This window comes from Coprococcus sp. OM06-34AC (genome assembly GCF_003462545.1).
Lineage (GTDB): Bacteria > Bacillota > Clostridia > Lachnospirales > Lachnospiraceae > Coprococcus > Coprococcus aceti.
This window is the reverse complement of the sequence record NZ_QTZF01000008.1, coordinates 32,234-51,986: the sequence shown is the minus strand read 5'-3', so window position 1 is coordinate 51,986 and position 19,753 is coordinate 32,234. Positions and strand designations below refer to the sequence as shown.

34 protein-coding genes are annotated in these 19,753 nt (G+C 38.0%); 33 read left to right on the top strand and 1 reads right to left on the bottom strand.

Features of this window, described 5'->3' with window-relative positions; genetic code table 11:
• Nucleotides 1-6: 6 nt before the first annotated feature.
• From DXB91_RS12745 to DXB91_RS12590, 33 genes are all read left to right on the top strand, one after another.
• Nucleotides 7-4,245, top strand: a complete 4,239-nt coding sequence (locus DXB91_RS12745) for a DUF5906 domain-containing protein (protein ID WP_118018336.1) — start codon at nt 7-9, stop codon at nt 4,243-4,245.
• A gap of 32 nt (nt 4,246-4,277) precedes the next feature.
• Nucleotides 4,278-4,490, top strand: a complete 213-nt coding sequence (locus DXB91_RS12740) for a hypothetical protein (protein WP_118018334.1) — start codon at nt 4,278-4,280, stop codon at nt 4,488-4,490.
• 65 nt (nt 4,491-4,555) lie between these two features.
• Entirely contained in the window at nt 4,556-5,074 is a 519-nt protein-coding gene (locus DXB91_RS12735; protein WP_118018332.1) for a hypothetical protein, read from the top strand.
• Nucleotides 5,075-5,150: 76 nt separating this feature from the next.
• The gene (locus DXB91_RS12730; RefSeq protein ID WP_118018330.1) at nt 5,151-6,260 is read left to right on the top strand and encodes a hypothetical protein; all 1,110 of its coding nucleotides are present in this window, start codon (nt 5,151-5,153) and stop codon (nt 6,258-6,260) included.
• 1 nt (nt 6,261) lies between these two features.
• Entirely contained in the window at nt 6,262-6,735 is a 474-nt protein-coding gene (locus DXB91_RS12725) for a BRO-N domain-containing protein (protein WP_118018327.1), read from the top strand.
• Nucleotides 6,732-6,989, top strand: a complete 258-nt coding sequence (locus tag DXB91_RS12720; protein ID WP_118018325.1) for a hypothetical protein — start codon at nt 6,732-6,734, stop codon at nt 6,987-6,989. The genes DXB91_RS12725 and DXB91_RS12720 overlap by 4 nt, the downstream gene beginning before the upstream one ends.
• Nucleotides 6,982-7,515 (top strand): DUF5662 family protein, encoded by a 534-nt coding sequence (locus DXB91_RS12715; protein WP_118018323.1) that lies wholly within the window; start codon nt 6,982-6,984, stop codon nt 7,513-7,515. The genes DXB91_RS12720 and DXB91_RS12715 overlap by 8 nt, the downstream gene beginning before the upstream one ends.
• Nucleotides 7,496-8,746, top strand: coding sequence for a DEAD/DEAH box helicase family protein (locus DXB91_RS12710; protein WP_118018321.1), 1,251 nt, complete (start codon nt 7,496-7,498; stop codon nt 8,744-8,746). The genes DXB91_RS12715 and DXB91_RS12710 overlap by 20 nt, the downstream gene beginning before the upstream one ends.
• Nucleotides 8,747-9,090: 344 nt before the next feature.
• Nucleotides 9,091-9,339: a hypothetical protein gene (locus DXB91_RS12705; protein WP_118018319.1), complete on the top strand. Its 249-nt coding sequence runs from the start codon at nt 9,091-9,093 to the stop codon at nt 9,337-9,339.
• A gap of 83 nt (nt 9,340-9,422) precedes the next feature.
• Nucleotides 9,423-9,587, top strand: coding sequence for a hypothetical protein (locus DXB91_RS14200; RefSeq protein ID WP_158564618.1), 165 nt, complete (start codon nt 9,423-9,425; stop codon nt 9,585-9,587).
• Between the two features lie 66 nt (nt 9,588-9,653).
• Nucleotides 9,654-10,175 (top strand): hypothetical protein, encoded by a 522-nt coding sequence (locus DXB91_RS12700; protein ID WP_118018317.1) that lies wholly within the window; start codon nt 9,654-9,656, stop codon nt 10,173-10,175.
• Between the two features lie 245 nt (nt 10,176-10,420).
• A complete protein-coding gene (locus DXB91_RS12690; protein WP_118018313.1) occupies nt 10,421-10,741 on the top strand; it encodes a hypothetical protein in 321 nt (106 codons plus the stop codon).
• A gap of 15 nt (nt 10,742-10,756) precedes the next feature.
• Nucleotides 10,757-10,933, top strand: coding sequence for a hypothetical protein (locus DXB91_RS14195; protein ID WP_158564616.1), 177 nt, complete (start codon nt 10,757-10,759; stop codon nt 10,931-10,933).
• 8 nt (nt 10,934-10,941) lie between these two features.
• Complete coding sequence (locus tag DXB91_RS12685) at nt 10,942-11,178, top strand: hypothetical protein (RefSeq protein WP_118018311.1); 237 nt, start codon at nt 10,942-10,944, stop codon at nt 11,176-11,178.
• A gap of 205 nt (nt 11,179-11,383) precedes the next feature.
• The gene (locus tag DXB91_RS12675; protein ID WP_118018307.1) at nt 11,384-11,656 is read left to right on the top strand and encodes a DUF6440 family protein; all 273 of its coding nucleotides are present in this window, start codon (nt 11,384-11,386) and stop codon (nt 11,654-11,656) included.
• 207 nt (nt 11,657-11,863) lie between these two features.
• Complete coding sequence (locus DXB91_RS12670; RefSeq protein WP_118018305.1) at nt 11,864-12,103, top strand: hypothetical protein; 240 nt, start codon at nt 11,864-11,866, stop codon at nt 12,101-12,103.
• Between the two features lie 2 nt (nt 12,104-12,105).
• The gene (locus DXB91_RS14190; RefSeq protein ID WP_158564614.1) at nt 12,106-12,270 is read left to right on the top strand and encodes a hypothetical protein; all 165 of its coding nucleotides are present in this window, start codon (nt 12,106-12,108) and stop codon (nt 12,268-12,270) included.
• 14 nt (nt 12,271-12,284) lie between these two features.
• Complete coding sequence (locus DXB91_RS12665; protein ID WP_118018303.1) at nt 12,285-12,530, top strand: hypothetical protein; 246 nt, start codon at nt 12,285-12,287, stop codon at nt 12,528-12,530.
• Nucleotides 12,531-12,532: 2 nt separating this feature from the next.
• Nucleotides 12,533-12,817 carry a hypothetical protein gene (locus DXB91_RS12660; protein ID WP_118018301.1) on the top strand — a complete coding sequence of 95 codons (285 nt, stop codon included), beginning with the start codon at nt 12,533-12,535 and terminating at the stop codon, nt 12,815-12,817.
• A 65-nt stretch (nt 12,818-12,882) separates the two neighbouring features.
• Nucleotides 12,883-13,062, top strand: coding sequence for a hypothetical protein (locus DXB91_RS14050; RefSeq protein ID WP_147343995.1), 180 nt, complete (start codon nt 12,883-12,885; stop codon nt 13,060-13,062).
• Nucleotides 13,063-13,126: 64 nt separating this feature from the next.
• The gene (locus DXB91_RS12655; RefSeq protein WP_118018299.1) at nt 13,127-13,351 is read left to right on the top strand and encodes a hypothetical protein; all 225 of its coding nucleotides are present in this window, start codon (nt 13,127-13,129) and stop codon (nt 13,349-13,351) included.
• A 41-nt stretch (nt 13,352-13,392) separates the two neighbouring features.
• Nucleotides 13,393-13,776, top strand: a complete 384-nt coding sequence (locus tag DXB91_RS12650; protein ID WP_118018297.1) for a hypothetical protein — start codon at nt 13,393-13,395, stop codon at nt 13,774-13,776.
• Between the two features lie 270 nt (nt 13,777-14,046).
• On the top strand, nt 14,047-14,367 hold the full coding sequence (locus DXB91_RS12640; RefSeq protein ID WP_118018293.1) for a hypothetical protein: 321 nt from the start codon (nt 14,047-14,049) through the stop codon (nt 14,365-14,367).
• On the top strand, nt 14,364-15,167 hold the full coding sequence (locus DXB91_RS12635) for a hypothetical protein (RefSeq protein ID WP_118018291.1): 804 nt from the start codon (nt 14,364-14,366) through the stop codon (nt 15,165-15,167). Before DXB91_RS12640 ends, DXB91_RS12635 begins: the two co-directional genes overlap by 4 nt.
• A 64-nt stretch (nt 15,168-15,231) precedes the next feature.
• Nucleotides 15,232-15,591 (top strand): hypothetical protein, encoded by a 360-nt coding sequence (locus DXB91_RS12630; protein WP_118018289.1) that lies wholly within the window; start codon nt 15,232-15,234, stop codon nt 15,589-15,591.
• A 452-nt stretch (nt 15,592-16,043) separates the two neighbouring features.
• On the top strand, nt 16,044-16,241 hold the full coding sequence (locus tag DXB91_RS14045; RefSeq protein ID WP_147343993.1) for a hypothetical protein: 198 nt from the start codon (nt 16,044-16,046) through the stop codon (nt 16,239-16,241).
• Between the two features lie 13 nt (nt 16,242-16,254).
• On the top strand, nt 16,255-16,659 hold the full coding sequence (locus DXB91_RS12620) for a hypothetical protein (protein WP_118018285.1): 405 nt from the start codon (nt 16,255-16,257) through the stop codon (nt 16,657-16,659).
• A 5-nt stretch (nt 16,660-16,664) separates the two neighbouring features.
• A complete protein-coding gene (locus DXB91_RS12615; RefSeq protein WP_118018283.1) occupies nt 16,665-16,892 on the top strand; it encodes a hypothetical protein in 228 nt (75 codons plus the stop codon).
• Between the two features lie 109 nt (nt 16,893-17,001).
• The gene (locus DXB91_RS12610) at nt 17,002-17,208 is read left to right on the top strand and encodes a hypothetical protein (RefSeq protein ID WP_118018281.1); all 207 of its coding nucleotides are present in this window, start codon (nt 17,002-17,004) and stop codon (nt 17,206-17,208) included.
• Nucleotides 17,195-17,446, top strand: coding sequence for a hypothetical protein (locus DXB91_RS12605; protein ID WP_118018279.1), 252 nt, complete (start codon nt 17,195-17,197; stop codon nt 17,444-17,446). The genes DXB91_RS12610 and DXB91_RS12605 overlap by 14 nt, the downstream gene beginning before the upstream one ends.
• A 36-nt stretch (nt 17,447-17,482) precedes the next feature.
• A complete protein-coding gene (locus tag DXB91_RS12600) occupies nt 17,483-17,914 on the top strand; it encodes a hypothetical protein (RefSeq protein WP_118018277.1) in 432 nt (143 codons plus the stop codon).
• Nucleotides 17,915-18,369: 455 nt separating this feature from the next.
• Nucleotides 18,370-18,744 (top strand): hypothetical protein, encoded by a 375-nt coding sequence (locus DXB91_RS12595; RefSeq protein ID WP_118018275.1) that lies wholly within the window; start codon nt 18,370-18,372, stop codon nt 18,742-18,744.
• Between the two features lie 130 nt (nt 18,745-18,874).
• A complete protein-coding gene (locus DXB91_RS12590) occupies nt 18,875-19,243 on the top strand; it encodes a hypothetical protein (protein ID WP_118018273.1) in 369 nt (122 codons plus the stop codon).
• Nucleotides 19,244-19,304: 61 nt separating this feature from the next.
• Here the strand turns inward: DXB91_RS12590 and DXB91_RS12585 are convergent, their stop codons facing one another.
• On the bottom strand, nt 19,305-19,688 hold the full coding sequence (locus DXB91_RS12585) for a hypothetical protein (RefSeq protein WP_118018271.1): 384 nt from the start codon (nt 19,686-19,688) through the stop codon (nt 19,305-19,307).
• Between the last annotated feature and the right edge of the window lie 65 nt (nt 19,689-19,753).

Here is a 19,753-nt window from a genome sequence, read left to right as displayed (position 1 = left end):
GTGAGTATGTTAGATTTTATGACTATCGCAACCAGATCGCCCAAACGTGGCGAGGTTGAGATATATCCTAAATTCATCATCAAGAAGAGTAAGGATCTCATGATTCGCGGTCAGGATTTCTACGCTATATGGGACGAAGAACGTAAACTTTGGTCGACTGATGAAGAAGTTGTTGTCCGTCTCATAGATCAGGAAATAAAAACATATTATGAGGAGAATAGAGACAGATTTACCGATTTAGCAAAACCTATGTATATGTGGGATGCCGATACTGGAATGATTGATAAGTTTCATAAATATTGTCAGAAACAGTCCAGAGATTCGTTCCATATGTTGGATGAAAAACTTATATTTTCAAATGATGCCGCCAGAAAAGAGGATTATGCAAGTAAACGACTGCCGTATCCTCTTGAGGCGGGCGACTATTCATCATGGGATAAGCTATTATCTACTTTATATTCTGAGGAGGAGCGTCGCAAGATTGAATGGGCTATTGGTTCGATCATAACTGGTGATAGCAAGACCATTCAGAAATTTGTAGTGTTATATGGTGCCGCCGGAACAGGTAAATCAACAGTTTTGAATATTATTCAGATGCTATTTGATGGTTATTATTCAGTATTTGATTCAAAGGCATTGGGTTCTGCTACGAATGTATTTGCACTGGAGGCATTCAGATCAAATCCGCTTGTAGCAATAGAGCATGACGGCGATTTATCCAGGATTGAGGATAACACGAAGATAAACAGTTTGGTGTCACATGAGCAGATGACGGTAAACGAGAAGTTCAAAAGTACATATACAAACAGTTTTAAGTGTTTTCTTATCATGGGTACAAACAAACCAGTAAGGATCACCGATGGTAAATCGGGTTTGTTAAGACGTCTGATAGATGTATCTCCATCAGGGGATAAGCTCAGCCAAAAAGAATACAAAGAGGCGATGGCAAAAGTTAAGTTTGAGCTTGGGGCTATTGCCTGGCATTGCAAGGAAGTATATTTGGAAAATCCAGGAAGATATGACGACTATGTGCCAGTTGCGATGCTGGGAGCGTCAAATGATTTCTATAACTTCATATTGAGTGCATATCATGTGTTCAAAAAACATGACAGTACAACACTCAAAGAGGCATGGGAGATGTACAAGCTGTATTGTGATGATGCAAAAGTGCCTTATCCATATTCTCAGAGAAGTTTCAAAGAAGAACTCAAGAACTATTTCAGAGAGTATTCCGATCGTATAGCACTTGACGATGGTGCGAGAGTAAGAAGTTACTACACTGGATTCAGGACTGATATTTTTGAGCGTGAAGAACCTACAGAGAAGACGGAAGTTGCTGAAACGAGTATTCCTGCATGGTTAAGGTTTAAAGAACAACATAGTTTACTTGACGATGAACTCGCAGATTGTCCAGCGCAATATGCGTCAAGTAACGAAACTCCGACGATATCGTGGGATAAGTGTAAAACTAAACTGAAAGAGCTCGATACTCATAAACTGCATTACGTGAAAGTCCAAGATGTCAAAACTAATCTGATAGGTATAGACTTCGATAAAAAAGGAGATGATGGTAAAAAATCCTTCGAGAGAAATCTTGAAGCGGCAAGTAAGTGGCCTGCTACATATGCAGAACTCAGTAAGAGTGGAGCTGGCATACATCTTCATTATATTTATGATGGGGACGTTTCAATGCTTAGTCGTATTTATGATGAGGATATTGAAATAAAGGTATTTACGGGTAATAGTTCATTAAGACGTATGCTTACCAAGTGTAACGATATTCCTATAGCGACTATTAACTCTGGATTACCTTTGAAGGAGGAGAAAAACACGGTAGGAAAAGATAAAATAAAGAGCGAGCGAGGGCTTAGACAGCTGATAAAAAGGAATCTCAATAAAGAGATACACCCAGCTACTAAGCCCAGTATTTGTTTTATACGACAAATATTAGACGATGCTTATAATCAAGGTCTGCATTATGACGTAAGTGATATGTTCGACGCTGTGCTGGCGTTTGCCATGTCAAGTACAAATAATGCAGACTTTTGTATTAAGCAGGTAAAAGAAATGAAGTTCAAGTCGGATGAACCTTCTGAAAATACTGAGGACACGGAGAAACCTATAGCATTTTATGATATAGAGATATTTCCGAACTTATGCTTGGTGAACTGGAAGATTGCTGGTGAAGGAAATCCGATGGTTCGTATGATCAACCCAAAGCCTATAGATATTGAGAAGTTGATAACTGGGTATAGGCTGATCGGATTTAACTGTAGACGATACGATAATCATATTCTGTTTGCAATTATGATGGGGTATGACAACGAGCAGCTTTACAGATTATCACAGAGGATAATAAATCACGATAATAACGCATTCTTTGGCGAGGCGTATAACATATCATACACTGATATTTATGATTTTGCATCGTCTACCAATAAAAAGAGTTTGAAGAAGCTCGAGATAGAGATGTCAAAGGTTGCTCACGACCCAAAATCTAAGATAAGTGATGAACTCAGAAAGTTATTACTGAGGATCAAACACCAGGAGCTTGGATTGGAGTGGGATAAGCCTGTACCGAAGGAACTATGGGTAAAAGTTGCTGAGTATTGTGATAACGATGTTATATCCACAGAGGCAGCGTTCTATTACTTGAAGGCAGACTGGACGGCAAGGCAGATTCTGGCAGATTTGGCAGAGATGACAGCCAATGATACAACAAATACTCTGACTACAAGAATTATATTTGGTAAAAATAGAAAACCACAGAGCGAATTTATGTATAGGGATTTGTCACAGCCCGTGAAAGAGCTTCCGCCGGATGTGCTGTTATTCTTAAAAGATACATGTCCGGAGATGATGGCAGCACCGCATAATCCTCCGCATGCAGAAGTGCCGTTCAAAGAGGATAGCTTGCTTCCATATTTCCCAGGCTATACACATGAATTTGGCAAGTCAATGTACAGAGGGGAAGACCCAAAAGAGGGCGGCTTTGCTCAGGGTTTTCCTGGCATGTATGGCAACGTAGCATTGCTTGATATTGCTTCAATGCATCCGCATACAATAATTGCAGAATGTTTATTCGGCGTCAGATATACCAGAGCATTCCGTGATATTGTTGAAGGTCGTGTAAGTATCAAACATAAAGCATGGGATGAAGTTGACCAAATGATGGATGGTAAGCTCAGACCATATATTGAGAAAGTCAAGAATGGCGAACTGAGTCATAAGGACTTGGCAAATGCGCTCAAGACAGCTATCAATTCAGTTTATGGCTTGACAGCCGCAGGTTTTGATAATCCATTCAGGGATAATAGAAATGTCGATAATATAGTGGCAAAGCGTGGAGCACTGTTCATGATAGATCTCAAGCATGCAGTTATGGAGCGTGGATTCAAGGTTGCTCATATCAAGACAGACTCGATCAAGATACCAGATGCCACTCCGGAGATTATCAAGTTCGTTATGGACTTTGGTAAGAGGTACGGATATACATTTGAGCACGAGGCTACATATGAAAAGATGTGTCTTGTAAATGATGCGGTATATATTGCAAAATACAAGTCCCCAGAGGATTGTCAGAAGATGTATGGATACGTACCGGGTGATAATACTGAGCATGGTGGAGAATGGACAGCTACAGGTAAGCAGTTCGCAGTCCCATATGTGTTCAAGACTCTGTTTAGCCATGAACCAATAGTATTTGACGATATGTGTGAGACATTTTCAGTATCCAAGGGAGCTTTATATTTGGATATCAATGAGAAACTTCCAGACGTGAGTGAGCTCGAGAAACAGCTTGATAAACTCGAGAGTGACTATAAGAAAGGCAAGATATCAGATACAATGTTTGAACCAGAGGCTAAGAGACTTGTTGAGGATATTAAGCCGGGTCACAACTTGCAGTTTGTAGGAAGGGTTGGTCAGTTTACTCCTATATTGGTTGGTGAGAATGGCGGTGTATTATATCGTGTGGATAATGGCAAGAACTATGCGGCATCAGGATCGACCGGTTACAGATGGCTCGAATCCGAGATGGTTAGACAGATCGGAAAAGAGAACGCTATAGATAAGTCATTCTACAGAAAACAGGTAGATGCAGCAATATCAGAAATATCTAAGTATGGTGATTTTGAGCAGTTTGCTTCGGATGATCCGTATGTATGCACCGATCCGCCTATGGATTTTATGTATATTCCACCGGGGGTAACTGGTGATATGCCGTTCAAACAGAGTATCGCGTAGATTACAGCCTCTATAATGAGGAGGTGATGACTATGATAATACTGATGAATATGTATTTGGTAATAGGGGCTATATTTGGAACTCTGGAAATGGTTGGTGAGTATGCAACCGGTATGAAACGGGGGTACTTATTTAGAGCACTATTTGTTACCATATTATGGCCAATGGGAATACCAAGTGCAATTAGTGGTTTTAGAATGGGAATTGAAAAAAATAAAGAAAAAAATAAAGACAAAGATAAGTAAAAGCAGGAAGAGTCTAAGGAAACTTAGACTCTCTTTATTTTTTTTTACAAAAAGGAGAATAAACAATGGAATTAAAGATTGAAAAGAAAACTGGCGTATTGTTTATAGACAATGCAACAATTATGTTCAAGAACTTTTCTGGAAAGCCAAGTGCATATAATGCAGAGGGTAATAGAAACTTTGCACTGGTTATCCCGACAAGAGAAATGGCGGATGCCCTGGCATCAGATGGATGGAATGTCAAGATTAAAGATGGTATAAATCCGGGGGACGAACCAAGAATGCACCTATCTGTGAAGATAAAGTTTGGACGTTCTGGTCCTAACATATATTTAACAAGCGGTAAAAACAGGAGGCAGCTTACTGAAGATGAGGTTGAGATTCTGGACAGAATCAGCATCGCAAGGGTTGATCTTGATATTCGTCCATATGATTGGGTAACTCAGGAAGGTACTAAGAACGAGAAACGTGGTAGAGCCGCATATTTACAGAATATGTATGTGGTGCAGAATATTGACAGGTTTGCTCAGCGTTTTGCAGAGGAAGAGGCACCTGACGATGAGGATGAACTGCCATTCAAATAATATATAAGAATAGATCACACGAGACTTAGCGTAGCAATACGCTAGGTCTCTTTTATATTTTAAGGAGGAGATTTTTATGAATATTGTTGTCGTGACAAGATATGCGAGAGATATAAGTACGTTCATTAACGATGCCACAGATTGGGTGCTGAAAAATCCAGTTGATAGAACACTATATAGTGTTGGAATGGGCAACAATGTGCGGATTGGACCATATAATATAAGGTTTGTATATAGACCTGATGCCTCGGCAAGTTTTAGGTTTGATATTGCCTATTTTTACGACATTCCTATCGAAGGCTCTATGATTCGTCGAATGGCCCCAGGTGGAGAAATTTATACGAATCTGCATTATTTTATGAAAGAGGTATTTCGGAGAGCAGAAAACGAAGTAAACATTGCTAAAAAGAAGTTGCTCAATGACATATACGGAGTAAAATCCGTGAATTACCCAGAGGATTTTATAGCAAATTTAAAAGAAACTATGAAAAGGGCAAACGGTCTGTATGGATTATCTGGCTATAACGGGGTATATAGAATGGAAATAGACCACCTGAACAGTGAGATACTCGGACAGCATTGCTTACCTACAGAATTATACAAACGAAACGCTGTTGCATGTATAAAGGAGGAAACAACTATGAATTGTGATATTAGATCAAATATAAAGGACGTTATATTCAGCGATCGAGTAACTGTCATACTTTGGAAGGACGGAACCAAAACCATGGTTAGGGCTGGAAAACGTGAAATCTATGATCCTGAGAAAGGTTTTGCCATGGCCGTTGCCAAGAAGATGTTCGGTAATAAGGGCAACTACTATGAGGTATTCAAGAAATATGTACCGGTAACAGATTATATTGTGGATAAGAAAGATGCTAAGAAAGACATCATGATAACAGATCAGGCTGTTTCAGACGAGGTCATGAATGAAATCGCAGGTATGATCAATGAATGTCAGGAAAAGGGTAAAATATGGCCAGGGCTTACTAGGAAGAAATGGAAAGAACTGGTCAACAAGGTTGCTAAGTGTGTCACAGATAAGCGGAAGAGAGAAGAAGCTGAAGCAGATTGTAAGAAGAAGAAAGAAGGTATAAGATCAGGCAAATACCCTTGGGGCATGGACATGAGTAAATATATGACTCCGCCGGAAGAGGGTGTAAACAGCTCAGGTAAGGAGGAGTGACATGAATACTAATAAGGTAGGCACTCTTACTTTTGATAAGAGGCAGTTAGACGTATATTCGTCGTTGGACGAGCCTTTGTTCAGTGCTAGAGATGTAGCAGATATGGTTGGTTATAGCGCGGGAAATACTTGGAATATGCTCGGTATGGTGGAGACAGATGAAAAGCTGATACTACCAATGGTAGTTGCAGGGCAGAGTAGATCGGTCAGCTTTGTTACTGAGTCTGGGTTATATAACATATTAGCCCAGAGTAGAAAGCCTCTTGCACGTAAGTGGAGACGTCTTATAAGTGACGAACTTATCAATCTCAGAAAACAGAGAAATTACAATGTGCTGGAGCAGTTCCAGGAATGGGATCATAAGCTGGACGATATATATTTTGATGAAGAAACGGGGATGATGATGCAGTCGGTTACCCTTCCAGGAGGAGACGTAGATCAGATTCCATATAGAGGGGAGGCGCTTGCTTTATGATGTCTGGGAACAATCTTGATACAGCAGTAACGGGCGTATGCGTCGGTTTGGCTGAGACTAAGCAGCTTGCTACCTGTGAGTTCACCTATAACGATGGTGCTGTAGCAAAGGATGCACCTAATGGCGAACCTTTATATTTAGGATTTGTGAGTTTTGCAGAGATGGACATGTTTATAGAGACTTTACAGCGGATGGGTATAGACCTTAAACGTAACCTAACTCACCCGGTTGAAGGAGGTGACAAGCATGAGTAAGGAGTATGACAAATATATTAAAGAGCATAAGGTTGCAGTTAGGAAAGCTTATACGTGGCTTTTGGATAATTACGATGACGTGCTCAAAATAAGCAAGTATCCCAACCTGAAAGAAAATCTGCTTAATCATGATACATCAAAGTATTCGGATGAGGAATATGATGCCTATGACAAGTACTTCTATGGTGGGAACAGATCTTATGCAGTAGTTGAAGAGTTTAGGCGCGCATGGCTTCATCATATTCACGTCAATCCACATCATTGGCAGTATTGGGTTTTTGTGAATGACGACCCAAAGGAGGGTACCATAGCACTTGACATGCCAGACGAATATATTATTGAGATGATTTGCGATTGGTGGTCATTTTCATGGCGGTCTGGTGATTTAACCGAGATATTTAAGTGGTACGACGATCACAAGGACCGTATGATATTACATGAGCGGACAAGGGCTAGTGTTGAGCTCATTCTAACTATGATAAAGTATAAGCTCGATGAAGGAGGGCATGAAGTGGAAGGTGACTAAAGACAAAGAATTTCTGCGTCCTCACCAGCAGATAGCCCTCGCCAAGATGCACAATGGCTGTATATTATGCGGAGGCACTGGTTCTGGCAAGAGTAGGACGGGATTATATTACTTTTTTCAGCAGAGTGGTGGTCGGATTGATAAGTCCGGCTATCATCCTGTGAAAAAGAGACCGAAGGATTTATATATTATAACCACTGCAAGAAAACGCGATACTCATGAATGGGAGGATGAGATGGCCCCATTTATGATGTCAACTAACCCGAAACTAAATAAAACCAACGGCAACAAAATAGTTGTGGATAGTTGGAATAATGTAAAGAAGCACTCTGATGTTAGGGGTGCTTTTTTTATATTTGATGAACAGAGGGTTGTTGGTTACGGAACCTGGGTAAAGGCTTTTCTGAAGATAACAAAATCGAATGAATGGATATTGCTGTCCGCCACACCTGGAGATACATGGATGGATTATTTGCCTGTATTTTTGGCTAATGGATTTTACAGAAATAAGACGGAGTTTATCCATGAGCATGTTATATATTCAAGGTTTTCCAAGTTCCCAAAGATTGATAGATATGTTAATACTGGTAGGCTTATACGACTCAGAGAGAGACTGCTGGTGGATATGCCATTTGACCGATCTACGGTGCAGCATCATGAAGGTGTCTTCGCTGAGTATGACATGAAACTGTATAAGTCATTATTCAAAGATAGATGGAATATATATGAGAACAAACCAATAGAGAATGCGTCGGAGCTATGTTATTTGCTGAGAAAAGTAGTAAATAGCGATGAAACACGACAGACTAAGGTGTTGGAGCTGTATGAAAAACACCCTAAATGCATTATATTCTATAACTTTGATTATGAGCTGGAGATACTAAAGAGTATATTTGAGATATATAGGGATGATGACAGGTTTGAGCTTGCTGAGTGGAATGGACATGCTCATCAGGAGATACCACATACAGAGCGATGGGTATATTTGGTTCAGTATACGGCTGGGTGTGAGGGATGGAATTGTGTTGATACCAATACGATTATATTTTACTCACAGAACTACTCGTACAAGGTTATGGAACAGGCAGCAGGACGAATTGATAGACTGAATACCAAGTTTGTTGATTTATATTACTATCATCTGAAGAGTAGAGCCAGTATTGATATTGCAATCAGCAAAGCTATCAATAACAAGAAGAAATTCAATGAAAGTAGATGGTTGCATATATAGGAGGATATATGGATGAATTAGACAAGTCGTCGGGGATGTTTTTTCTCAGTAAAAAACTGGTCCGATTGTAAGGATGTACTTGAAAGGGAATTATCACGTTTTGTGTTTGGGAATGCCAAATGCGAGCTTTTTGATGACTTTTTAAAAATAACCATAACAAATGGCACTACAGAGTATTACAAATATTACGACGTAGATACTATCGAGTACATGCATTTAAATTATTTAGTTAACATAATACTCAGACTTTATAGGGATTATGTAATGCGTATATATTTTAAAAGAGAAGGACGAGTTTTATTAAATTCGCGTAAGAAACAGCCTCTATAGTGGAGGTGAAGTATATGACAGACTATGAATATATATATAGTATGGCAGTACAAAAGGCACTAAAACCGATAATAATCGGAAGTATATTTTGTGCAATCAGGGATGACGTACTCAATATAATCATCGAAAACGATGGTAAAAAATTTGAGTATAGCATTGATGAAATAACAGAAAAGATACGTACGGGTTATCCGGTTGATAGTGTGGTTAGATACTGTTACGACATGTATAAGGTATTTATATTAAGTAATTATTTCTATTAACAGTAGAGAAGGGTCTTTGGAAACATGGACTCTTCTTTTATTTTCGCGATATTTACAACCTCTATAATGAGGAGGTGATCGATATGAATTACAGACAGAGAGAAACAGCTAGAGAAGTAAGACTTTGGATTGGACAGGTCATAGTGCCAGCGGTAGTAGGTATTACTGGACTTGTGACTTTACATCCGGAGCTTAAAGACAAAGCTAAGATACAGGTAAATCGTATCAAGAACAAATTTAAAAAATAAGACGAGAGGGTCTGGACTGATATTTGGTTCAGGCTCTTTTGTTTTTTTTCAAGGAGGAGATTAGAAATGAGTATGTTAGATTGGATAAAACAAGACAGACTCATAGACGGTAAGCCATTGGCACCTATAGAGGATACAGATGATATTTGGAATGCATGTTCATGGACTTACAGTGACAGTTCCAAATTATATCAGTGTAAACGAATGCCTTCGTTATTTAAGCATGTATTTCCTGATAAAACAATCGCATATACAGACTGCGTCAGATTATGTTGTGTTGATATTAATAATCCACGTAGTACATATAGAACAGGTCTAAGTCGTCGTATCATTGATGAGATGTTTCCTATAGTGATGCCATATATGCCAGGTAATCTGATCAAGGTTTATTGTGAGGATTTCCTAACAGACAAAAAGAACGGGGACTTTGATACTGTTGGAGTATTTTATGCAATTAAAACCGAGAATGGTCAGCAGGAAAAAATTGAAATCAATAGATTCTTTAGAGAACCAGAAGGTAACGAAGAGGGTAGATGGACTGAAATATCTAAAGAAGAGTATGAGGAACGGAAGAGTAGAAAGTTGTAGAAAGGATGGCACTTATGACTATCGTAGAGTTTGTCGAGGGGTATTTGGAACATCCTCTATCAGATTTGGATAGGCAGTTCGTAGAAAAAACGTATGAATCCGTAAAATACAGACGGCAATTATTCTATATCCCACCACGTGGTTGTAATAGGTCATATTACGTTATATTGCAGGCCTTGGTGATTCTTGCCGTAGGTATGGAACAGGGGCTCATAAAGAAAAGGTAATAAAGGAGTAGGTTAATTATGAAATTCGTAGTTTCAAGGGTGAGTGATGACTATTACCATAATATTCCCGATAATGCTGAGCCACCGATACCAGGATGTGTATTGGAGAAACGAATGAAAAAGTACTCGGTGAACATACATGATATTCAGACTGGGAATGTTATAGAGACACAAAAAGAAAAGCCCGATGATCGCTGGACCATTGATATTAATTCTCTGGAGCAGCTTATGGGTTTGATACAGGCTCAGGAAGGAACTAAATATGGGTTCATAGTCTATGCTGAAGACGATGCAGGCGATCTTCCTAACATAACAATTTTTGATGATTATATTGATTAGAAGGGGGGTAATGACATGGACGAAATATCAAGACAGATTTTGATAAACCAACGAACAATCATGTCAGCAATAGATGAGATGCAAACTTTTATGGTAAATTTACCAGCATCCACGTCACTTCATATAAGCGAGGACTTACAGGTAAATATAAGAGCAACAAAACAGATACTAGACAACCACCAGAAAGGATGAGATTAGAAATGACAGTAAGTGATTTTTTGAAATTGGCATCGTCATGTACCAAATGGGTAAGAATCTCAGATAAACACACTGGTAACGATATTATAGCAATAAATCCACAAATATATGATTGGAGGATGCTATCCGATGAGATATTAGATCAGACGGTATGCTGTATAGGATCGGCGGATGAAGATGTACTAGAAATAACGGTTTGTATGATTGCAGAGAAAGGAGGCGTGATATGCGAAAATTAATCTTATTTTGTCGTAAATACGGGATAGAGGTACGTATGGATTACGACAGTTTGGTAGATGGTCAGCGTTTTGTATTCCGACGAGGGAGAGAGCGGTTTACATATGTGTTTAGCATGAGTGACCTGAGAGAGATGGATGAATGGGTACATATTGAGGATACACTCATAAATTGGGTGCATATTCAGTTTCAGTTAGGAGCAGAGGAATGAAGAAGATATTAATGTGTGTGATTGTCGCTGCATCGTTGGTGTTTTGTATTGGCTGTAGCACAATTGATGTGGCAGATGCAACTGAATCAGACATTGGAAATGTGTTTAATATTGTCGAATCAGGCAAAATGCCTGAATATGGCGAATATGAAGTTTTAGTCGATAAAACAACTAGGGTTATGTATTTTTATACAACCCGACAATATTCAAATACAATAACAGTTCTACTTGATAGTGATGGTAAACCACGGTTATACGAGGAGGAATAGCGATGATCGGAGATTATAAAGAAGTATATTTTCACGAATATTGTAAGACTTGTAAGCATCGAGATATAGAAGATTGGAAGGATCCATGCAATCCTTGTTTGGCTAACCCATGCAACATCGATTCTCATAAGCCTACATATTATGAGAAAGATGAAAATGTAAAAGAACAGAAGTAGCAAGGTTTTGCATATTTAAGGAGGAGTTTTTATGCAGACAAAGGAGAAGAAAAGAAAGAATTATGATATGCATAGACATAGGAGTCTTGCGGAAGAGGCTCTTATTAGCGAGAAGATGCAGGTGCTGCACGATTTTTGCATTGTGAATCAGTTCAATCACAAAGAATATAGAGAAAGATTTGAAAAGGCGTTGGCTACCAGACCGACTGGAGTTAGTGCAGTCACAGTCATCGAGAATCTGAGTATCACTATTATAGAGGAGGAGTTGTAGGTATGAAATTTAAAATTATATCTGGTAGCATAGCTGAAGTAGAAGCAACAGTTAATAAATATATATCCGATCCTGACACACGTATCGAGAAGGTAGATACTTCGTCGTGTGTAATCGATAAAACAGGTAAAGCAATATACACTGTTTATATTTGGTATTGGGCATAAGAGGAGGAATATTCATGATAAAAACTATAGATAAGTACAAAGAAGTTAATGCTGCAAATGTAGCTCAGTTCAAAGAAACTGGAAGAGTAGGACGATACGACGGCGATGATCTGTATACTTGTGTTATTTGTGGTAGGAAGACCAGTATAGACGGTTCATATTCAACAAGAGGGTATAATTTGATATGCAGTGGGCATTTATTTTTGGCTAATGGTAATGAATACAAAGAACTTAGTAAGTTTGTATGGGGGAGGTGCTAAAAATGGATAAATTTGAGACTGGTCAGGTCGTAGTTACAGCCGGGGTTGCCGCCAAGATGGAGCACAATCCTGGCTTTATTAAGTTTATTCTTGTGTCATTCAAGCGGTATGAGACTTGCGACTGGGGTAATTTATGTCCTGATGATGCAAAAATAAACGATAAAGCCGTAAAAAATGGTGATGATCGTATTTTGGCGATGTATGAAGATGAAAAATACGGCAAAATATGGATAATTACCGAGTGGGATAGGAGTGTCACGACGATTTTATTCCCAAGTGAGTACTAATATTGCATATTTTCCTAAAATTTTCGCGTAGTTTACATGCTCTATAGTGAAAGGAGTGATGGGCTATGTTACGAAAATTAATAAGTAATCATTTTATAGAGAGGTCTAGTGAACTTGTAGCTAGAGGTGGTATTGAAAGTATGAAGCAGAGTGCTAAATACATGAGAATGGCACTGATATTTATGAGTGCAGATGACAGGATGATAACTATAAATGAACAGTGGAAAAATGTAGCACAGAGATAACTTAAAATCAGAAGAGGGTCTTTAAAAGAGGATTCTCTTCTTTTTTTTAGGAGGAGATAAAGATATGACAATTATTCAATTGGAGAAAAGTTTAAAAACAATAAAATCATTGGAGATGGATGAGTATAGTAAGATATATTTCCTAACTTTATTAGAATCTAAAACTAGGAGTGGCACGGACAATTATGTCTTCAGATCTAAGAGATTAGATTGTTTAAGATTCAATGAACTTGAAAATTATTTAAACAATCCAGAGTACATGTTAGTAAAAATCAAAAAGAATGATTAAGAACAGAGCCACTTTTTTATTTTTTAGGAGGAGATGTAGTTATGTTCGAGAGAAAAAATGAACGATTAAAGAGCGTGGCATTGTTAAAAGATACTCTTTGTAGCAAAAATGGTAGGTATTTTTTAGACCTAACATATGAGTTTGAAGATGCACAAGAAAACGTTCACGAGGTGTATATAAGTAGAGTTCCCTTGCCTATTTATGATCAGGGTATCCCTGAAATAAAATGTAAGTCAGTATATACCATGGGGTCATATATCAACGCTGGAGCCTCCATAGATGTTGGCTATGGTGATGTGGATTTACCAGGTGATTATGCAGTAATTGATACCATAGTCAAATATGGAATTAAAGAAATGACCCTTGAGGAGATAGAGGAGAAGCTTGGGCATAAGGTTAAAATTGTGAGTAGAGAGGATGAATAATGATAGAAGTAGGTAATAGTGGATGCAAACGATTTTGTAAGTGCAATTATTGCAAATTTATATTTTTGGCTGACATGGACCAGATATATTCCATCCATTATGAAAATGGATACTTACTTAGTCGTTGGGTGCATTGTCCTCAATGTAAGAAAGCTATATTGTTGGACGAACACGAATACGGAAAACCTGATAATAATTTTATAGAACTATTAAATTTCCTAAAGATGAATGGAATCAATGTTAGGAAATGATCGAGGAGGATGACTAGATATGGCAACACACGATGAGTATGACAAGAAACTTCTAAAGGGTATTGAGAAGATAGCTGATAGGATCGATAGGATTGAGCAAAAAATGCCCAGGATGGTTGAGCAAACGGAAAATATTAGTTTACCAACCTTGTGTAGATTGGCAAAAGAAAATAATTGCGCAATGACCATACATATTTATCCAAATGATCAGGTACATTTAGGAGTTAGTATTTTTCCATCGAATTACGACGACAGGATAGTCAGCAGCGACTTTTCAGCAGAGGACATACTGGACACATTTAAAGATATTATACGCACGGTAAAGGAGAGAAAAGTATGATTAATTTAGAGCACGTGGTTCTGGCGAGCCCAGAGCAGATGGAATTTGTGATAGAGGGCATGAGGAATCCTATGAATTCATGGGCGAAGAGTGATAGTGAATATTGTTTCTTTAAAAATTGCAAGGACGATTGTGACCGTTATGGACATTGCAATGATGATATACCTTTTTATCTTGGCAACAACGACCACTCTCTCATGCAGAAGCTCTCAGATGCAGGTACAGAGCATAGGAAGTATATGCGAATGATTCCTGTATATGTGAGAATCACAGCGCCTTTATATTGGTGGAAAGAGTTTGATACTTATAAGGTAGGAACTGTTGCTAACAGCTGTAGTACCATGCATAAGATTCAGGAGAAGGAGTTTGATCGCAGTGATTTTAGTCATGAACATATTTCAAAAGGTTCAGATGCTTATTCTGACACTTGGGATATTAGGACATCAAATATGTTCTTTCCTGTAAGCATTCAAGATAAAATTTATTTTTCGGCTGAAGATATTTTAGATTTTACGATACAGGCTCTAAACCATTACCGAGAAAAATACCTTGAAACTAAGGCTATGAAATATTGGTGGCAGATGATACAGCTCCTTCCAAGCAGCTACAACCAGACTCGTAATGTCATGTTGAATTATGAGGTATTGGCTAATATCTATAGGCAGCGTAAGAATCATAAGCTGGATGAGTGGCGAGAGTTCTGCAAGTGGATTGAGAGTCTGCCATATTCGGAGTTTGTTACTGGGGAGGTGAAATTTCCTATAATCGATGGCGAATGCGTGAAAGTGCGAGAAAGGTAGGTAATATATAATGGGAATGTATACAGAAATCAATGTATGTTTTGATTTATGCCAGGATGTATCGATGGATGTTGTAGGTATATTGCATGCTCTCATAGATGATGTGGAGTTGCCGTCCTTGGTGGTGTTACCAAAACATGAGTTCTTTAGATGTGATAGATGGAAAATGGTATGCTGCTGCGGTAGTTATTATTTCGATGGGCTTACTCATAGCATAATGTCCTTCGATATGATTTCAAAAACTTGGAAGGTGAATATTAGAGCTAATTTAAAAAATTACGACTCTGAGATTGAAAAATTCTTGGATTGGCTAGCACCTTATATCAATACATGCGGATTTATTGGTTATACAAGATATGAAGAGTTCGACGATCCGACATTAGTCTATATCGAAGATCATAAAGTAGTGTTTAAGCAAATATAAAGGAGCGGATAGAGATGAGTAGGATTAGAAAAAAACTGATGGAAAGGGGTAAACGTCTATTAAATATACAGAGCCCTAGTCTTAGAAAGAGGTCAAATCTGAATCCACGGACCGAGAAAACCAAGAAGATCATGCATTTGATGGTTACTAGTCTGTGTGATAGGGATTGCAAGTATTGCTGCAACAAGCAATATGATCTGAATAGTATTCCGTATGCCACGGATGAAGAACTGAGAGAGACGGAGACATTATGTATCACGGGCGGAGAGCCTTTTGCTTATACTAAGCCGAACGCAATAGCATATCATTATAAGCATAAATACCCAAATATAATGCGCGTGATCGTATACACGAATGCTTCTGAGCTATGGTCGTCGTTGATTATTAATCGTGCACCTTTAGGTAATATAGACGGGCTTAATATATCGATAAAAAATTTAGGTGATTATCAGATGCTTGATGATATTATCCGGAATAAGGAGGTATGTTCATTACCACTCAATCGTATATACGTGTTTGGCGATAGGCTTTATGAAAAGACGAATAGTCTTTTAACAGAATATGACAAGCTAGGGCGTTTTCAGGTTATCCGTCGTGAATGGCAGGAAGATTTCAAGCCAGCAGACGATAGCATATTTAGAAGAGTTTGAAGGAGGTTTTACTATGATTTGGACAATTAGTCTTGCAGTGATTTTGGTGGTATCAATCGTGTTATCTGTAATTACATACAACGAATGTATAGATTGGGCGTGCCTTATAAGTGTAGTATTTATTACACTATCAGGTGTAGGCGTAATCCTTGCACTATTCATGATAGTGATAAGTCATTGTGCAATTGACAAAACAATCACCGAATATCAGATGAAACACGATTCTATAGTAAAAGAGGTAGAGGCTCTTGAACAGGATACCGATGAGAAAATATCCAGAGTTACTGTGATTAAAGATGTAAAAGAATGGAACAGTGACATATATTCACAGAAATACTGGTCTGAGAGCCCTTGGACAAACTGGTTCTGTAGCAAGGAAGTAGTCGATTCACTTGAGTATATAGAAATGGAGGAATGATATTTATGTCAAAGGCAATGAAATGTGATAGGTGTGGTAAGTTCTATGAGAAAAATAGCGCAAAGTGGTATCTCAATGGTGGTTCAATCACTAGAGGAATAAATATCATGAATAAAGATGGTCTCGTAACAGCTGAGTATGATTTGTGTGGTTCTTGCATTGGGGATTTGAGATGCTTTATGGCTTATGATGATAAAGAGGAGAATAAAAATGGAGAAGAAAGAACTGAGTGAGACCGCCAGATCAGTTTTGCTGGCAATAGCGGTGATAATTGATTTTGCGCTGATGATTACGTCATTGGCGCTTTATTTATTTTATTAGAAAAGGTTAGGCGATAAAAACATGGATATACGGAAAAAGACTGTAAAAGCGACTTTGAGAGATGAAGAGATTAAAAAATTACAGGAGCAGGTCTTGCAGTTACATAGGGATAAGACAGCCTTGATGAGTAAGTGCAAGACACTTTCACGAGGGCTTGCCTGTTCTTTTTGTAACTTTAGGACAGAGTGTTTATATGCAGAGAAGAATGGTGGTGATGAAATTGCGTAGGGATGGGCATACAGTGATGAGAGCTTATATTGTATATGATCAGCAGAATGATGGTAGTTGTGCTGGGATCATGAGTGAAGCGCATTTGGCCAGGTTTCTGGGAATAGCACGAGGTAGTATACGTAGACAGTTGTGGCGCGGTGACAAGCTATTTCTGAGAAGATACGAGGTTGTCAGGTGCTGGATTGATCCTGACGATTATGAGTATTTGCAGGTTGATGATAGCGTAGGCGAATAGTATAATAGTCTTATATTTTCAGATGAGGAGATTTTTATGAAAAAGAGATTATTTATAGGTTTATTAGTTGGAGCTATGTGTGTTGGACTTGTTGGATGCGGTGGTGATAGTAGTAATGCTGGTTCAGGAAGTAGTGAAAGTGTTGGTACGGAGGCTGAGAGTGACTTTGTAATGTCTAGTATATTGCCAGATGCCAAAGATATTTTTTCAGATAAAAGTATATCAATTGATAGGGATTCAGATACAAGTTATTATGCATCGATCAGTTCGGCTACGTCTGATGATTTTAAAAAATATGATTCAGCTTTGAAGGGTGGTGTTTTTACTAGTATGGATGCATATGGAATCGATGATAATAGTGGCTTTGCTAGGTACTATGATTCTGAGCATAAATACGAATTAGATTTTGGATATGACTCAAAAAACGGCGGATTGATGACCATAACTTGTGATGTAATACAAAAATAGTATCTAAAATCTCTGCCCACTTTTACAAAAATATCTGGGCTTCTGCCCGGTTTTGTGGGTGTTTTGCCCATTTTTGAGGCGGTAGCAGACCCAAAAATTTTGTAAAAAATGGCCATTTGCCCACTTTTCTGCCCACTTTGCCCACTTTTAAAAACAAAAGTGGGCAGCGAAAAACCTAGTATTTATGCGGGTTTGCGGGGTTTCTGCCCACTTTCCCACTTTTTTTCTTAAATTAATATGAAAAAAATATTATATAAATATATATAAATGGGAAATAAAAGTGGGCATCCGGGCAGAGGGCTGTTTTCAGCAAAATTTATCATCTCGGAAACGAACCTTACAAAGTCATAATGTCTTATGAAATCTCTTTAGTTTTTACAGTCGTCAAAGTATAATTGCAGTATAGTTAGTAACTAGTAGACGGAAGAGTAAAAAGTTAAGGAGGTTTTCGGATTATGAAAGAATATCTTGTAGGAATGGTTTGTACAGAATGTGACAGAGGAGAATTTGAATATAATTCTATAATCGATAAATATGAATGTACATGTTGTGGGGCGGAATTCGACGAAGAAGAGCTGACTACAAATCAAGCTTATCTTGATAGGGATGAGGAATATCCAATATTTTGTCCTAAATGTAAAACACCATTATTTTACAATGAGTATATGAATAAGTTTGTATGTTGGGATTGTTATAAAACATATCCAGGTGATATGTTTGGTGGAGAGATAAGGAAACTGATAGCATATAAACCTGCCATATGCAAGAATCATTGCGGTGCAGAATGCTATCCTAAATGTATTACATCATGTCCATATGATCGAAATTGATACTTGCTAGATTAAATGAACTGTATGAGCATAAGAGGATAACCGAATACAAGTTAATAAAATAATATTAAGAACCGGGAGGCTCAGCATAGAAATATGCTGGGTCTCTTATTTTTTAGGAGGAATATGTATGGATAAAGAGACAAAGAAATGGCACGTGTGTATATGTCAAAAAGGCGATAAAAAAGGAAGTGATTATGATATAGGAATACTTTTAGGACTAATATCTGGCGCTTGTGATATAGACGCAGAGATATGGTATAACCCGATAATGCCAATTAGTGTAGTTAAAAGGTATGGACCTACGTTGTTACAGTCGCCATTATATTTATATCATCGCGAGCTAGTAGACAAAATGTTAAGGGATGAAATATACAGAAAATATGATACTCCTATAGTATTTCAGTGTACCGATGATCAGTTTGACGAAATAAAGGCAAAAACAGAAAAATATATGATAAAAGCACTTACGCACTCACCAGTGTTTATTTGGGAATAATATTTAAGGACCCAATACAAAACGCTGTACTGGGTTCCTTGCCCTCATATACGACCAGATTTCATTTTTTATTTTGTCTGAGTTTTGTATATTTTGTTTTTACAAAAGGTATAAGCCGGTATTTTACCAACACACTGATATACATCAAACCAGTTATAGCATTCATAGTATATCCAATTCCATCTATTGTTTTGCTTATATTGTCTTCAGTAGATTTATCGTCCATGTCTTCTTGAAACTCGGGAAGATATAAATATTTGGACTCATATGCTTCATCCTGACGGCCTTGCTCGTAAATGATAGCATAGTCATTTTCTAGTGACGTACTTATGTTTCCCATTCCGTCACAGTGTTCCTTTAATGCATGCGTTATTTGGTCGGCGGGTAAGTTGGTCGGTATGTTAGCAAGTCCCGATAAGCACTCGTCGTTTGGATCAAAACTCATATAGTTTCACCTCCTCTCTGTTAAGTTTATGTATTGATTATACAAAAGTACTTAATGGTAATACA

Excerpts from the sequence above, each read along its gene's own strand:
- DXB91_RS12670 (WP_118018305.1), top strand. The coding sequence starts at position 11,864 with ATGCAGACAAAGGAGAAGAAAAGAAAGAATTATGATATGCATAGACAT.
- DXB91_RS14050 (WP_147343995.1), top strand. The coding sequence starts at position 12,883 with ATGTTACGAAAATTAATAAGTAATCATTTTATAGAGAGGTCTAGTGAA.
- DXB91_RS12595 (WP_118018275.1), top strand. The coding sequence starts at position 18,370 with ATGAAAGAATATCTTGTAGGAATGGTTTGTACAGAATGTGACAGAGGA.
- DXB91_RS14195 (WP_158564616.1), top strand. The coding sequence starts at position 10,757 with ATGGACGAAATATCAAGACAGATTTTGATAAACCAACGAACAATCATG.
- DXB91_RS12585 (WP_118018271.1), bottom strand. The coding sequence starts at position 19,688 with ATGAGTTTTGATCCAAACGACGAGTGCTTATCGGGACTTGCTAACATA.
- DXB91_RS12715 (WP_118018323.1), top strand. The coding sequence starts at position 6,982 with ATGAGTAAGGAGTATGACAAATATATTAAAGAGCATAAGGTTGCAGTT.
- DXB91_RS12660 (WP_118018301.1), top strand. The coding sequence starts at position 12,533 with ATGGATAAATTTGAGACTGGTCAGGTCGTAGTTACAGCCGGGGTTGCC.
- DXB91_RS12725 (WP_118018327.1), top strand. The coding sequence starts at position 6,262 with ATGAATACTAATAAGGTAGGCACTCTTACTTTTGATAAGAGGCAGTTA.
- DXB91_RS12685 (WP_118018311.1), top strand. The coding sequence starts at position 10,942 with ATGACAGTAAGTGATTTTTTGAAATTGGCATCGTCATGTACCAAATGG.
- DXB91_RS12590 (WP_118018273.1), top strand. The coding sequence starts at position 18,875 with ATGGATAAAGAGACAAAGAAATGGCACGTGTGTATATGTCAAAAAGGC.
- DXB91_RS12605 (WP_118018279.1), top strand. The coding sequence starts at position 17,195 with ATGAAATTGCGTAGGGATGGGCATACAGTGATGAGAGCTTATATTGTA.
- DXB91_RS12740 (WP_118018334.1), top strand. The coding sequence starts at position 4,278 with ATGATAATACTGATGAATATGTATTTGGTAATAGGGGCTATATTTGGA.
- DXB91_RS12620 (WP_118018285.1), top strand. The coding sequence starts at position 16,255 with ATGATTTGGACAATTAGTCTTGCAGTGATTTTGGTGGTATCAATCGTG.
- DXB91_RS12600 (WP_118018277.1), top strand. The coding sequence starts at position 17,483 with ATGAAAAAGAGATTATTTATAGGTTTATTAGTTGGAGCTATGTGTGTT.
- DXB91_RS12730 (WP_118018330.1), top strand. The coding sequence starts at position 5,151 with ATGAATATTGTTGTCGTGACAAGATATGCGAGAGATATAAGTACGTTC.
- DXB91_RS12675 (WP_118018307.1), top strand. The coding sequence starts at position 11,384 with ATGAAGAAGATATTAATGTGTGTGATTGTCGCTGCATCGTTGGTGTTT.
- DXB91_RS14190 (WP_158564614.1), top strand. The coding sequence starts at position 12,106 with ATGAAATTTAAAATTATATCTGGTAGCATAGCTGAAGTAGAAGCAACA.
- DXB91_RS12635 (WP_118018291.1), top strand. The coding sequence starts at position 14,364 with ATGATTAATTTAGAGCACGTGGTTCTGGCGAGCCCAGAGCAGATGGAA.
- DXB91_RS12735 (WP_118018332.1), top strand. The coding sequence starts at position 4,556 with ATGGAATTAAAGATTGAAAAGAAAACTGGCGTATTGTTTATAGACAAT.
- DXB91_RS12655 (WP_118018299.1), top strand. The coding sequence starts at position 13,127 with ATGACAATTATTCAATTGGAGAAAAGTTTAAAAACAATAAAATCATTG.
- DXB91_RS14200 (WP_158564618.1), top strand. The coding sequence starts at position 9,423 with ATGAATTACAGACAGAGAGAAACAGCTAGAGAAGTAAGACTTTGGATT.
- DXB91_RS12745 (WP_118018336.1), top strand. The coding sequence starts at position 7 with ATGTTAGATTTTATGACTATCGCAACCAGATCGCCCAAACGTGGCGAG.
- DXB91_RS12615 (WP_118018283.1), top strand. The coding sequence starts at position 16,665 with ATGTCAAAGGCAATGAAATGTGATAGGTGTGGTAAGTTCTATGAGAAA.
- DXB91_RS12690 (WP_118018313.1), top strand. The coding sequence starts at position 10,421 with ATGAAATTCGTAGTTTCAAGGGTGAGTGATGACTATTACCATAATATT.
- DXB91_RS12705 (WP_118018319.1), top strand. The coding sequence starts at position 9,091 with ATGACAGACTATGAATATATATATAGTATGGCAGTACAAAAGGCACTA.
- DXB91_RS12610 (WP_118018281.1), top strand. The coding sequence starts at position 17,002 with ATGGATATACGGAAAAAGACTGTAAAAGCGACTTTGAGAGATGAAGAG.
- DXB91_RS12700 (WP_118018317.1), top strand. The coding sequence starts at position 9,654 with ATGAGTATGTTAGATTGGATAAAACAAGACAGACTCATAGACGGTAAG.
- DXB91_RS12720 (WP_118018325.1), top strand. The coding sequence starts at position 6,732 with ATGATGTCTGGGAACAATCTTGATACAGCAGTAACGGGCGTATGCGTC.
- DXB91_RS12640 (WP_118018293.1), top strand. The coding sequence starts at position 14,047 with ATGGCAACACACGATGAGTATGACAAGAAACTTCTAAAGGGTATTGAG.
- DXB91_RS12710 (WP_118018321.1), top strand. The coding sequence starts at position 7,496 with ATGAAGTGGAAGGTGACTAAAGACAAAGAATTTCTGCGTCCTCACCAG.
- DXB91_RS12650 (WP_118018297.1), top strand. The coding sequence starts at position 13,393 with ATGTTCGAGAGAAAAAATGAACGATTAAAGAGCGTGGCATTGTTAAAA.
- DXB91_RS12630 (WP_118018289.1), top strand. The coding sequence starts at position 15,232 with ATGGATGTTGTAGGTATATTGCATGCTCTCATAGATGATGTGGAGTTG.
- DXB91_RS14045 (WP_147343993.1), top strand. The coding sequence starts at position 16,044 with ATGCTTGATGATATTATCCGGAATAAGGAGGTATGTTCATTACCACTC.
- DXB91_RS12665 (WP_118018303.1), top strand. The coding sequence starts at position 12,285 with ATGATAAAAACTATAGATAAGTACAAAGAAGTTAATGCTGCAAATGTA.